This window comes from Polaromonas sp. P1_G2 (assembly GCF_056405515.1).
This window is the reverse complement of record NZ_JBFUBY010000103.1, coordinates 1-13,055: the sequence shown is the minus strand read 5'-3', so window position 1 is coordinate 13,055 and position 13,055 is coordinate 1. Positions and strand designations below refer to the sequence as shown.

Genomic DNA, 13,055 nt, shown 5'->3' with positions numbered 1-13,055 from the left:
CCGTAGCCGTAGCGGCTCGCGCGGTTTTCGCTGTTGTCCCAAGGCTTCTTGTTGATCGTGACATGTCCCGCATCGGCGAACAGCGCGCCTTCCACGATGGAGTTGCCGACAACGCCCAGGGTCTTGCGCAGCTCCAGGCGCGCCAGCATGCCCTGGTCGCCCGCGGCTTCGCCGGCCGGGTAGGCGCGCACGCCATTGGAGCCGCCCAGGCTCATTTTTTCCGACGCGTCCAGGTTCTTGTCGGCGTACTGCGCGCTGACCGAGCCCAGCAGGGAGAAACCGCCGCCCAGCGGCTGTTGGCGGCTGAAGGACAGGTTGAGTTTTTTGTAGTCGCCGGCCGCGTTCGCCGTGAAACGGTCCAGCGCGGCATCGTTGGGGGTTTCCTTTTTCAGGTGGCCCATGCCCAGGCGCGCACTCCAGCTGTTGCCGGCCGCCGCGCCCGTCCATTCGTCGCGCCAGTCGCCGGACAGGCCGGCACTCAGCACCTGGGCGGACTTGTCGACGGTGGTGCCGCTGGTGGTGTCCTGGAAATGCCGGTATTCCGCCGCCACCGACAGGTTGACGTTGGCGCGCCGGCTGCGCAGCAGTGCGGCGCTCAGGAACAGGGTGCTGATGCGGGCTTCGCCGCTGGCCTGCACTTCCTTGAGGTTTTTGCCGATGTTGTATTGCAGACCCGCGAAGTTCGCGCCGACCGTCAAGCCGGTCGTGCCCAGGGGCTGCTGGTAGCCGACGCCGGCGATGCGCAGGCCTTCAAAGGTCTGCTGCGTGTTCAGGCTGAAGCTTTCGCCCATGCCCAGCGTGTCGTTGAGGTTCAGGCTGACGGACAGCCGGTTCGCGCCGGTGTAATAGCTGCCGCCGTTGTCTATGCTCACGCGCGAGGTGATCGCGCCCATCTCGCTGAGCTTCACGATGATGTCGGTGGCGCCCGGCTGCGCCGATGGGCGCAGCACCGCCTTGACCGACACGCCGGTGATGTCGGACAGCCGCAGCAGCGTGTTTTCCAGGTCGAGCTCCTGGATCACCTCGCCCGGCCGCAGCCCCGCGAGGTGGCGATCCACCAGGTCCCGGTTCAGGCGCACGCTGGCGTCGGGTTCGGCCGTCACCCGGCCGATGACGCCTTCACGGATGCCGAGGGCGACCACGCCGCCCTGTATTTCCTGCGCGGGCAGGTAGGCGCGCGCCACCAGGTAGCCCTGGGCGCGGTAGTAGGCCGTGATTTTGGCGGCGGCTTTGCCCAGCCCGGCGAAGTCCAGCTCACGGCCGACAAACTCCTGCAGTTGCTCCTGCAGCATGGAGGCCGGCAGGGAGCGGTTGCCGCTGAGCACAAAGCCCGTGACCTGGATGCCCGGCCCGCCGGCGGGCAAGCCCTGGCCTTCATCGCTGCCCTCCGTCTCTTTCTCGATGCGCGCGGGGCGCTGCACCGCCGCCGGCGCGCCGGTGCTTTCCGTGGGCGAGAGCTGCTGGCGGTTGGCGTCAAACAGCGTGCCGGCGCTGGGCGGCGTTTGCGCATGGGCGGTGAAAGGCGCGGCGGCCAGCATCGCGCAAATTTGCGATGCGAGGATTTTTCGCCGGGGCGCGGCAAGGCGTGAGAATTCCATCATGGTGTTCGTCTTCTGTCTTGTTGTTCTGTTTGCGCCTAATTGCCGGCGGCCGGGAAAATTTTTCCGGCGACGTCGCGCGATTCAAAAATGTCGGCAGCCTCGTGGCCCGCTTTCGGCACGACCATGACCTCGCGCGTCACGGGTGTCTGCCACTTCCGGGCCAGAAACTGTTCGTAGCGCAGGTAATTCCTGTGCCGGTCCAGCCGGTCCGTGCCCTGCATGGCGGCGCCGCAGGATTTGTCGAGCGACTCGTAGGCGGGGTCGTTGTCCTCCGCGCCCACCAGGTAGAGGACGTTGCGCGCCGCATAACGCTTGAACAGCTGTTCGCCGTCCAGGCCCTGGCCGTAGGGAACCATGTTGGCCAGGCCATAGCGGAAGTTGTTGTAGCCGGGGCACAGGACGCTGGTCACCGGCTTGAAATCCCCGCCCTCGGGACGGCTGGGGTCCAGGTACAGGTAGGAAGACGGGCTGGAGACCACATAGCGCACGCGGATGCCCGCCTTGCGCAGCGCCTCCTCGCTGTTGTTCAGCACGGCATAACGCTGCATCAGCTGCCCGCCGGCCGAGTGGCCTATGAAGACGATTTCCTTGAGCAGGGGGAAACGCTTGCCCGTGCTCAGGTAGCGGGCGATGTCGTCCAGCACGCCGCAGGAATTGATGGCTTCCTTGCCGCGGGAGTCCTGGCACTGCATCCAGTTGCCGCCGCGCCAGAGCGGGATCTTGCCGTCCGGCGACGGGTCCGACGCCGTCAGGAAATGGGGCACCAGCAGTAAGGTGCTGGATGCGTCGAGTTGCGCGGCCTTGAGCAGGCCCTGGCCCACGCCAAAGTAGCGGTCGGCATCGCGCTGCACACCATGCACAAAAATGACCGCGCGGCGGATGCCGGCGTCCGGCCGGTGCATGTCGATGTTGGCGTAGACGGCGAAGGGATACGCGGCGCCCGCCGTTTCCAGATCAATCACCTGCTCCCGGGGCTGCTCGCCGGCGGCTTTTTCCGCTGCGGCAAAAAGACGCGCACAAAAAAGCGCCAGGCCTATTGCCACGATTACTTGTAACCATCTATTACTGATGCACGTCATAGCTGATCCCATCTTGTCGAAATTCGAATCAGAAAGGCTTGACGCGTCGTGTACGAATGCCCGGTTTCCGGGTAGATGCAACACAAATGGATTACAAGTCCAGCGTTCCTTCGCGACCTTCTGTTTGGCTACGGGAGAGGCGGTTTGTAACAACCTGCTAATCCCGGCGCCGTTTTTCGCGATTCTAGGAACGCATTTGCAGCATGTAAAATATCTTGATTCGCGTTATTTGATACTTTTAAAGTATTCATCTGGATGCCCTCCGCCATCCAGCCATCTGCCGCAAGGGCTTGAAGGCCATGTCGCGGAACGCCCCAACTCCGGACAACCGGCTCGCCGTCCCAGGCTTTTGGCGGAGCGCTCCGGCCCTAGACCTGCACAGCTTTAGCCTTGGCCACCTCGTGCCTCAGTTGGTCGAAACCGGCCGCCGACACGGTCTCCGCCTAGCGGTCGGCGATGTCACCGAATCTCGCCATCAGCGCCTCAGGATGGCATTCATAGTCGGCAAGAAAAATACCCTGAGTCATGGTGATGTGCCCGCCCAAAACTGCCGGTGCCCGCCAGCGGCCCTGCGCTTTTTTGAAAGATTGTTCGAGGTGGAGTTCAGCGTCATCGCGCCGCATGGGCACCCTCTCACGTGCGCGCGCAAAGTCGACTGGCAGCAGCTCGCGCGCGAGCCCTGAGTGATGCCCGCCAAAACCTCGATGGCATGTCGCGTGATTGAAGAAGCTTTATGCAGGCCGGCCTGAGCATCGCACCGACCACAAGCTCACGCCAGGCGCAAAGCCTGGGGCAGGTCAAATCACTGAAGGTGTCGCCGGCGATCCCGCCGTCGCCTGTGGAGCTGATTTATCGCGGTGCGGTGGCGAACCCGAGGGTTGAATTGCTGCGTGAGGCGCTGGGGCTGTCCCTGGAACCACAATCGTGCCGCTTTTGGAAGCATAACCGTGCCGCTAGTGGCCGAACCGCGTAATCGCCCCTGCTCGCCTAAGACTCTGCCAAAGCCGTCGCCGATGGCAACCCTTATTTGCTGCACGGCAAATAAGGGGGCTATCGCCAGGTCGAGAACGGCGCGCCTAGCAAGGCAACGTGGCAAAAAATGCGTCAGCTAGCAATGGTATTAGCCTGCACCCGAAGCATCTGGTGCTGAATTGCGGCGAAGCCTGCTTTTCTTTCATCGGATCTTGGCCCACCCTTCGTGAGCGAATGCTGCTCCCGAAAGAGACCTTCGACTTGGTCGCGGAAGGCACTAGTTTTATGGAGGAGTATTAACTCTCCGAGCTACCGTTACGCTCTGCCCGACATTCATGATGAATCTCCTCCAATTAGAGGAGGCGATCATTTTCCTCCGCGAGGCATGATCACACCAGAGGCAGTGTTTCATTACGGGTGCAGATAATCGGATCGAGGGCCGACAGCAACTCTGTCCAAGAATCCACATAGCGACAGAGTAGGTGTAAATCTGAAGCATGTTTCCTCTCTCCGCCAATAAGATCGAAGATTGCCTGTTGAATTCCACTGAAGTCTGACCCGAGTTTTCCATCGAATTTTGACCCACACTCTTTGTGAGCAGAAGGTGCTCACGATGTGGATAAGTTCTTGGTTTTCTCCTTTTTGGGCTGAGTCTTTGCAGAGCTGTTTTTGAATCGATAGCTGTCGTTTCCAGTCTCAAGGATATGACTGTGTGGATCTGCCTCAAAGTGCGCCGCTGTTTCCGCGATTTTGTTGCCTCGATCACTAGCCAGGTGGCCAGCTTCTCGGCGTAGGGATCGAGCTTGCTAGGGGTTGCCCGCCTTTGGTAGCTGGGCTCGCTCTCTTCCGATCGCAGGTGCTTCTTCACTGTGTTGCGAGCCAGGCCTGTACGCCTTGAAATCTCGCGGATGGACATCTGATCTCGCAATGCCCAACGTCTGATGACATTCAATGTCGCCACGTCTATCACTCCTAATTTCCCCCTGCTTTTAAAACAAGCAGGGTAGTGCCTACGTGGGTCAGTTTTGGATGGAAATTACTGCGCTAAGTGGGTCAGATTTCGATGGAATTCAACAGCAACAGCGCGCCAAGACGAATCATTGCGTCACGACAGGGATTTTTGGCCCAGGCGATTTGTGCTTAATAGCCCGGACACATCACGTCGGCTCATCTGAAGTCACGCTAGGTCGTAGCTATCCATCTGGGCTCATGGAGAATATTTTCTTACTGTTGCTATGTACCCACGGCTAGTGATTAACTTTTGCACCAGCGTTGCCGGAATTGATGAGGTACCCTTTAATTTTTCTGCCATGCGGCCGGGAAATTCTTTTTGGAGCCGACATGGCGCGAACCATCTATGACAAACCCACCCGGGTGCTGCTCAAAGACATGCTTAAGGACTGGGGACTTAAACCAGGCCAGGTATTCACGACGGCGCGCGCCATCGAGTGGTTTGCAAAAAATTACCCCAAACTGAAGGCGGGCAGTATCCGTGCGCACTTGGTCCAGGCCGCGACAAATGATCGCAGCCGGCTTCACCACCCGGCCACGAACGAGACCGATGACATTTTGTTCAAGGTGGACTCGGGCCAATTCCGCCTCTACGAGCCCGGGAAGGATCCAGCGCCCATACACGAAATGGTTGAGGGCGACGTAGCGCGCCAGGAAGCGTCTGTCCTGGCCGACGAGGAAGAGGGTGAAGAGGCTGCGCCTGGCTCTTCGGAGTTTCTGCTTGAGAAGGACCTGCAGCGCTATCTTGCTGAAAACCTAGAGTGCATCGAGCCCGGGCTGCGGCTCTATGAGGATGAAGACATCAGCGGCATTGAATTCGAGGCCGGCGGTGGTCGGCGCATCGACATCCTGGCGCTGGACAAGTCCGGCGCTTTCGTTGTCCYGGAGCTAAAGGTTTCGCGCGGCTATGACCGCGTCGTCGGCCAGCTGCTGCGATACATGAACTGGGTCCGCAAGGAGCTGACTGAACCTGGCCAGCGCGTACGCGGCATCATTGTCTGCCGCGCTATCTCTGACGACCTACGCTTGGCTTGCGCCAGCATTAGGGATGTCGAGCTTTGCGAATACAAGCTTTCTGTCACTGTCTCCAAAGTGCCGCAGCTCCAGATCCCGGGCTGACAGGATGCCGTCTGACCCAGTGCCCCATGTCCGCAAGGACTGGTGGAGTCAGCTCCAGTTATGGGACAACTCAAACTATCCCTAGAAGCATAACCGTGCCGCTTTTGGAAGCATAACTGTGCCGTTGGACCAAAAAACCATCCGCATCCGGCTACCACTTCGAGTCGCTGATGCTGCTCTCCCCTAAATGGGGGATGGCGTCAAACACGCTGAATAGGTAGGCTTCTGCCAGAGGACATCCGCATCGAGGCTAGTGGCAAGAATTGACGTCGCGTGTCCTCCATGCAGCCGACAACAACCAGCATGTCGCGCAGCGTGGGCTATGAAGTTCCATGGTTGCGGTTCACGCGCAGCGCTTCTACGGGCTTTGGCCCGAGCTTTTGGCGAAGGAAGCAATGCCTCGCCCCCGATGTTTGATCGACCGCCCGAGGAGAAATCATATGCAGAACGCAGTCGCTTTCGCCAACAACGACATCATCATGGTCGCATGGAGCTATGGGCGGGCGCCCGAAGGTTGTATGGGTTTTGCGGTCTACCGCATCGGTAATGACGGTAAGGTAACTCCACTGCCCGGACAGGCCAGGTTCAAAGGGGTGACGCCCAAGAAATGGACGACAGAAGAGTTGCCGGTCCAGAAGTTCTACTGGAAGGATCCGTACGCTCGCCTGGAGGCTGAACGCACTGGCCAGCGCACCTTCCGCTACAGGATCGTGCCGATGGAAGGCAAGCCGGGTAAGCTGGCGCCCATGCCTCATCTGGCGGTGCTCACTACCAACGAGGTGGAGATCACGCCGGTTCTGGAAGATGGGCTGCGCGTTTACTTCAACCGCGGACTAATTTCCACCCAGCGTGTCGCACGCGCGCTCGGCGCGAAGAATATGAAGGATTCGCTGATCGAGCAGGTGTCCAATCCCGAGAGCAAACTACGGGAGAGCCTGTCTGGCGACATGGTAGAGGCGATCGAGGAATTTCTTGCGCGCGCCGACAAGAGTGGAAAGATCTACGCTGCGCTCTATGAACTTAAGGACCCGCAGCTCATCGAGTGGCTTTCTGGGCTGGGCCTGCGTCTGCACATCATCTTGGGCGACTCCAAGGAGGATGAAGAAGTTCTAGACAGTAAGGGCAAGCGCGTCATGGTGACAAACGCCAAGACTGGCAAGACCAAAGCCAAAACCGTCAAGGTGGACGGCAATGAGTATGCGCGCGAGACCCTCACCAATTCGGCAAAAGAAATCCACGATCGAATCATGCCCAGTGGCCGCATCGCCCACAACAAGTTCCTGGTGTACGTAGATTCCAAAGGTAAGCCGAAGGCGGTCCTGACGGGTTCAACGAACTGGACCAGCACCGGGCTCTGCACCCAAACCAACAACACCATCGTCATCGATAACGAGGACGTGGCAAAGCGCTACCTGGCGTATTGGAAGCAGTTGGCGAAAGACACGGACCAGGCCCAGGGCGAGCCCAAGAGCCTGCAGGGCATCACGCTTCGCACTTGGAACGCTGAGGGCGTGGATATCCCACTGGACGATGGCGTTGCGCTGTCGAGCTGGTTCTCTCCGAACACGCCCAAGGCGCGCAGCACGAGCGCCAAAGCTTCGGAAAAGCGACCGGCGGACATGGAGGAACTGGCGACGCTCATCAGTCAGGCGAGCCACTCGGTGCTGTTCCTGGCGTTCTATCCCGGCAGCCCGAGCCTTGCCAACTGGACTGCCCAAGCTGCGCGCGCTAACAAGAATTTGTTTGTACGCGGCTGCGTCACCAACAAGTCAGCCTCCGAGGGCTTCTACTACGAACTCAAGGGCATTACGCCGCCCGCGAAGGTGAAAGGCCAGAAGAATCCGCCGCCCCTGCAGGATCCGCGCGTATTCGGAGCCGAGGCCTTCGACTCCAAGGTGCCCGATGGCTGGAAGAAGGAGATTCTCAAGGCCGGCTTTGCCATCATCCACGACAAGATCGTCGTGATCGATCCTTTCGAGGATGACTGCGTGGTTGCCACAGGTAGCCACAACTTGGGGCACAAAGCGTCATTCGACAACGACGAGAACTTGCTCATTGTCCGCGGCAACAGGAAGCTGGCGATGGCCTACGCTACGCACGTATTGGATGTTTACGATCATTTCTCTGCGCGCTACTGGTTTAAGCGCCTGGGCGGCCAGAAGGACGCGCTGGAACTACAGAGCAAGCCAGAGCTTTGGCTGGGCAAGTACTACGACGCGAAGGGGCGGGTGAAGAATCCGCAGCTTAAGTTCTGGATGAACGCAGCGGTTGGATGATGAACGGCCGGCAACAGCCGATTTGCAGACTGGCTGCGCTAGGCCAAGCAGATATGGTGCGGCTGGCGGGGAACTACCCCGTATTCAGGCACACAGCGCAAACCCGCATGAAATAAGGCTTCGAGAAGATTGCGATTAGGATTGTGGCACAGCGATGTGGAACAGTTTGTGGAACAGTCGCAGAATCGGGAGTTCCTGTGAAATACCTGCCAATAGCCATAAGACAACTTGAGTTTGCCCTAGAGCTTTTAAATCGTGTCGAACAGGGCACCCTCGATGATGTGGCTTTGGACTACCTACGCCCTGCAAGCGCATTTGACCCCAATGGAGACCTGCAAGGTTTTGTCGAATGTAATGTTCGTATCACCTTCGGAGCGGCGGCCATCACCCTTGATCGGTGCCGAATTGAGGCTGGACTACCCTTGCCCGATCCCATCCAAACGGAGGTCGATGAATGGGTGGCGCTGGTGTACCAAGTGAGAAACGCATTCGCCCACGACATTGCGGAGCCTGTTTGGGAAATCCGTCGAAATCACCATCGCCGCCAGTACGCGGTTGCTGGAGTTACCGCTGATCTTCGGCAACTGGACGGCTCGCCCTTCGACTTTGCCGCCGTAGGGGGCGCACAAGCGATGCTGCGACTTGCCGACTTTGGAGCAGAGAGGGTTTTTCGGCACCAGTACCAAGCAATTCACGGGGAAGCATACAAGTGGGTCGTGGTTCCGCTGTGAGATAACGCGGGGATCAAGACGGACTCCATATGACGTAGATGATGTTTAGGCCACGCTCTGCTTACGGTGCAATCGGGAGACGGCTTAGCAAAGTCCTCCAAGAAAAAATGAGGCCCCTCACGACCACCACCCTATCTCTGCTGCCCATCCGACCTTTTACGAATTGCTCATGGGGTGATGCTCGGTCTTTATCCGGGTATGGTCACCAGGCAATCCCTGAATTGGGTTCTCCAGATACCATGAAGGCCCGACGCATCAAGAACGTATACCCGAGATGGCAGTTCCCGACATGCTCACACATGGCTCGGCCTGATCGGTCCTTCAGCCCTCAAAATGGCCGCTGTCCCAGGGGTGGCAGAGGGATATTGACGTCATGTAGCTCCCGCACGAGGCGCTTAAGATTTTCACCGTGCTCTGGCCCATCCGATAGATCAATATACATTCGCGCCGCGAGTTCATCTGGTAGCTGGCGTGGGTAWTTCATCTGTCGAATGATGGGAATGAATTTCGCGGTGCCAACTTCCCTCATCATCTGCGCGGTCACCAACATCTGCTCGTAGCCCACGCCGCCTTGTCGCTGCTGCGCCTTCGCTACATATGTTTCGGTACAAACCATCAAAACACGGTCACTTTCTCGGACACTCCTCGCCATAAAATTGGCCAAGTCCTCGCCAAGTCGCACATGCCACTGGTCGAGAGTCACTTCGATACCGCCTTGCCTGAGCGCAACGGCTAGCTGAGTCACCCATGCCCTGTGCTCCGGGGAATCCCAAGAATAAGAAATGAACACGCGAGGAGGACGCTGCAACGCTTCCAGTGCGCCGGTAGCCATCAATCCCGCACTGTGCAATACGTGCGCAAGGTCAACGTTCTTCACGGCCCAGTGGCTGCGATTTACCTCCCACTTCTGATCGATATCAAGCTCCGGCAATAGTTTCATGAAAGTCGCATGCGGGATGGGCGCGACACTTGCATCAAAAGCGAAGGTGAAAGCGAACGCACTTTGTCGCCGGTCGATGGCGGTGATTCGGCCCACATAGGCCGGTGCATCCACATACCTCTCATAAGCAAAGAGTGTCGGCAAACCCAACAGTGCCTGCAGCGCTTGATCATCTAGCGCCTCGAATTGCTTTTTGATGTGCGCATGCGTGTACTCGAACATACGCGCGTATTCCATGACCCAAGAAGTACCTGTCCAAGCCTGCTCATTGCCTGACATCAGTAGGTTATAAAAACCTTTCAGAATTCCCATAGTCAGTTACCGAGTGAGTTAAGTACAGTGGATTTCGCATGATAGTTGCTCGATAGCCCTTTTGCCCTCTCGGCCACCCGTAGTGCTTTGGAGGCCACCCGAGCCCACCGGCGCTGTGAGCTGTTGGGCTAGCTGAATGGTCTCGTAGCTATCGGTCGTCCTCTGGTTGCGGTTTTGACTTCGCATACTAGGCGGAATAAACGTTTTATTCAGAAAATGAACAGATGCTCCAAGACATAACCACTCCATGTCTGGGAGTCRTATAGTTAAGTCGAGAGTGTCTTTCTCACTGAGTACTACGCAGGCGATACCTCAGTGGAAACTTTAGCGTCATAAGACCGCCTACTAGCTACCTATTAGGTGACTACAAGGTTACCTATAGGTACCTTACTTCCCCTGCCGGGGGCTGGGGGCTAGGGGGAGGGTTTAGATCACATTTAGACCGTAAAAACCGGCCAAAGTCTTTGATTTCATTAGCGATTTAACGCGTTCAAGACGGCTGATCGCCTACTCCCAGAAGAATATGCTTGGCCACGCCCCAGGCTGAACCACGGACAGCGTATGCACGTTCGCACGGTGCGGCAGGGAATGGCGCAAGGACTCACCGGCATATCTACTTGGGCGAGTCATATTGCCGCCTGGGTGGCCTCATTGAGGGCTTGCAGGGGGGCCTCGATCATCCGAAGACTTCCAAGCCGAAGGTTCTCGAACCTGCCCTGATCGGGGAAGCTCAAGCTCAGATAGGTGCCGGGCAATATGTCGTGCGGCTCCACCGCGTCGAACAAGAACACCAGTGATCCAGCTGCGTCCTTGCTCAGGATGTGGCGTACACACGCGCCGGAGGTGAACTCGCACGTAACCCCCTCAAGTTCCAGCAGCGACTCGTGCTCTCCGGGCTTCATCAACTTGGCAACCTTCTCAACGAGTTTCTTGGAATAAGGGTAGTCCTCCGCACTGACCTCCTTGGCAGACGGCATGCGGTCCCACAACTGTCGTGCCGCTTTGTAGACCTCCTCGTGTTCGTAGCTGGTCATGGCTTCCACGTTGTCATCAATGAAGGTCACGCGCTCAACTTGGGCAGAGTTGATCGCCACCCACTTGTTGTTCAGGGCCTCGAATTGGAACCACGGGGCAGATTTGACGAAGCCGCACCCTGCATCCCCCAACTCCTGCTCAATGCGTTGCATGGTGCCGTGCGTCACAGGGTAATAGCGGGCATCGCTTTCGGGTGCCCCAACAAAATGGATGCAGACATCGCCGAAGGGAAGCGACTCGTTTTCCTCCATTGAGGTTCCCTTGCCAAGGCGCTGAGTCATCTCTGATGTGCCGTCTTGAGGCAGGAAATACTCCACCTGCGCTCCCATACTGACCGCGAGGTCTTTTAGGTATTTGGCAGGGATTTGACCAGTAGTCTCCCAGCGTGCGATAGTCTGTTGCGAGACCCCCATTTGCTCCGCCAACTCTGATTGCAATACCCCGAGCAAGAGACGGCGCTCGCGTAGAAAATTATTCATACTCATTTTTCGGATTTGTTACTCGAAATGTGAGTATATCAACTTTTCAAGCGGTGGTGGGCTCCAGCGAGCGGGCCCGCATGATGGTCTGCCGGGTGGTCTTGTACTCCCGTGCAAGCGCCGCCACTGCTTCACCTTGGGCAAGCCTTGCTCGGACCTCGCTAAGCTCTCTCGGTGAGAAGGTGGCGGGGCGACCGACAACTTTCCCCTCGGCCTTCGCTCGCACGAGGCCAGCTTGGGTGCGCTCGATAAGTAGGTCCCGTTCGAACTCGGCGACCGCTGCGATGACCCCCATCGTCATCTTCCCCGCAGGGCTCCCCAAGTCCATACCGCCCAGGGCAAGGCAATGGACGCGAACGCCCATCCCGGCGAGTCCCTCCACCGTCGCCCGCACGTCCATCGCGTTGCGGCCYAAGCGATCCAACTTGGTGACCACGAGGATGTCGCCATCCTCCAGCTTGCCCACCAGCGCCCCGAAGGCGGGTCGCTCCTTGGCCGGTACGGAACCCGAGATGGTCTCCTTGATGACCCGCCGGGGGTCTACGGTGAAGCCACTGGCGGTTATCTCACCGAGTTGGTTGTCAGTGGTCTGGTCAGAAGTGCTGACGCGAAGGTATGCGAAGGTGCGGGACATGAGAGGACCTTGGTGTACGAAATGGAGGTACGAATCATCTCATGTGTACGAAATAAGTCAAGCCTTAGTTTCGTACATCAATCCAAAGGGGGTCCGGAACCGGTCGTTTTCGGTCACCCGTTACCATGCGATATGAGAAAACWAATCCCGCAAGCAGCTCTCGCGGTGGCTGCTGACTACGTGAACAGCAAGGAGACTCATGCGTCCCTTGAAAGCCTGTTCCTATACGCGGGGTGCCCAGAGGAGATACCCGAAGGCAGCAAACTTGTGAAGGCCTTGGCGTGGCTACGAGCCACCAACACATCCCCCGCAATCAAGGACCCACTTGCAGTATTCGGGAAGGTTATTGAGGCGTACATGGACACCGAGGTCCAGCCTTGGAATTACAACTTCGATACGGTGTCCGCTTTCCGCAAGAAGATGAACGCAACACTAGCAACGGCAGGGCTGCGCTACCGCGCTGGCGGCTTGGTTTCTGGCGGGCTTGCTGCGCCCACTCAAACCCTTGCGGGGTTTATCAAGGACAGGGACGAAGCAGCTATTACCCAAGAGTTCGAGCGGGCGGCTCAAAAGGCCGAGAGCGAACCACGTGAGGCAGTCTCGGCGGCAGCGAACATTTTGGAATCGCTGTGCAAACACTACATTGAGGCGGAAGGGTTGGACCTGCCATCTAAGCAGGTCCTAAAGGAACTGTGGAATGTAGTGCGCAAGGACCTCGGATTTGACCCAGGCCAAGTCGCAGACGATGACCTTAAGGTTGTTCTGGTAGGTCTAATTCAAATCGTTGACGGTCTCGGTGCCTTCAGGACACATGCCAGTAGCGCCCACGGTAGCGGTCCAAAGTCATACCGCCTACAGCCCCGACA

General features: G+C 58.2%; 11 protein-coding genes and 2 pseudogenes. 5 read left to right on the top strand and 8 right to left on the bottom strand.

Annotated features, from left to right (window positions below; translation table 11 throughout):
* The 3 genes from AC1D0P_RS12625 to AC1D0P_RS12615 all read right to left on the bottom strand — a co-directional run.
* The coding region (locus AC1D0P_RS12625) for a ShlB/FhaC/HecB family hemolysin secretion/activation protein (RefSeq protein ID WP_477677055.1) at positions 1 to 1,601 on the bottom strand (1,601 nt) is incomplete at its 3' end.
* Between the two features lie 35 nt (positions 1,602 to 1,636).
* Complete coding sequence (locus tag AC1D0P_RS12620; RefSeq protein WP_477677054.1) at positions 1,637 to 2,563, bottom strand: alpha/beta fold hydrolase; 927 nt, start codon at positions 2,561 to 2,563, stop codon at positions 1,637 to 1,639.
* Between the two features lie 560 nt (positions 2,564 to 3,123).
* Positions 3,124 to 3,303: a hypothetical protein gene (locus tag AC1D0P_RS12615; RefSeq protein ID WP_477677053.1), complete on the bottom strand. Its 180-nt coding sequence runs from the start codon at positions 3,301 to 3,303 to the stop codon at positions 3,124 to 3,126.
* 110 nt (positions 3,304 to 3,413) lie between these two features.
* On the opposite strand from AC1D0P_RS12615, the gene AC1D0P_RS12610 reads away from it, so the two are divergent.
* Positions 3,414 to 3,653, top strand: a complete 240-nt coding sequence (locus tag AC1D0P_RS12610; protein ID WP_477677052.1) for a hypothetical protein — start codon at positions 3,414 to 3,416, stop codon at positions 3,651 to 3,653.
* 607 nt (positions 3,654 to 4,260) lie between these two features.
* Here the strand turns inward: AC1D0P_RS12610 and AC1D0P_RS12605 are convergent.
* Together AC1D0P_RS12605 and AC1D0P_RS12600 are read right to left on the bottom strand one after the other, a co-directional pair.
* Positions 4,261 to 4,365: pseudogene (locus AC1D0P_RS12605) on the bottom strand (ATP-binding protein); the annotation flags it as partial.
* Positions 4,365 to 4,622, bottom strand: a pseudogene (locus tag AC1D0P_RS12600) (IS21 family transposase); the annotation flags it as partial. The pseudogenes AC1D0P_RS12600 and AC1D0P_RS12605, both read right to left, overlap by 1 nt.
* Before the next feature lie 371 nt (positions 4,623 to 4,993).
* On the opposite strand from AC1D0P_RS12600, the gene AC1D0P_RS12595 reads away from it, so the two are divergent.
* The 3 genes from AC1D0P_RS12595 (at position 4,994) to AC1D0P_RS12585 (ending at position 8,789) form a co-directional block, all read left to right on the top strand.
* Entirely contained in the window at positions 4,994 to 5,782 is a 789-nt protein-coding gene (locus AC1D0P_RS12595) for an endonuclease NucS domain-containing protein (protein WP_477677051.1), read from the top strand.
* 440 nt (positions 5,783 to 6,222) lie between these two features.
* On the top strand, positions 6,223 to 8,058 hold the full coding sequence (locus AC1D0P_RS12590; protein WP_477677050.1) for a phospholipase D-like domain-containing protein: 1,836 nt from the start codon (positions 6,223 to 6,225) through the stop codon (positions 8,056 to 8,058).
* Between the two features lie 197 nt (positions 8,059 to 8,255).
* Positions 8,256 to 8,789: a hypothetical protein gene (locus tag AC1D0P_RS12585; RefSeq protein WP_477677049.1), complete on the top strand. Its 534-nt coding sequence runs from the start codon at positions 8,256 to 8,258 to the stop codon at positions 8,787 to 8,789.
* A 328-nt stretch (positions 8,790 to 9,117) separates the two neighbouring features.
* Here AC1D0P_RS12585 and AC1D0P_RS12580 read toward each other — a convergent pair whose 3' ends face one another.
* From AC1D0P_RS12580 to AC1D0P_RS12570, 3 genes are all read right to left on the bottom strand, one after another.
* Positions 9,118 to 10,041: a toll/interleukin-1 receptor domain-containing protein gene (locus AC1D0P_RS12580; protein WP_477677048.1), complete on the bottom strand. Its 924-nt coding sequence runs from the start codon at positions 10,039 to 10,041 to the stop codon at positions 9,118 to 9,120.
* 626 nt (positions 10,042 to 10,667) lie between these two features.
* Positions 10,668 to 11,555: a helix-turn-helix transcriptional regulator gene (locus AC1D0P_RS12575; RefSeq protein ID WP_477677047.1), complete on the bottom strand. Its 888-nt coding sequence runs from the start codon at positions 11,553 to 11,555 to the stop codon at positions 10,668 to 10,670.
* Between the two features lie 46 nt (positions 11,556 to 11,601).
* Positions 11,602 to 12,189: a recombinase family protein gene (locus AC1D0P_RS12570; RefSeq protein ID WP_477677046.1), complete on the bottom strand. Its 588-nt coding sequence runs from the start codon at positions 12,187 to 12,189 to the stop codon at positions 11,602 to 11,604.
* Positions 12,190 to 12,354: 165 nt separating this feature from the next.
* On the opposite strand from AC1D0P_RS12570, the gene AC1D0P_RS12565 reads away from it, so the two are divergent.
* On the top strand, positions 12,355 to 13,055 hold a 701-nt coding region (locus AC1D0P_RS12565; protein ID WP_477677045.1), incomplete at its 3' end, for an abortive infection family protein.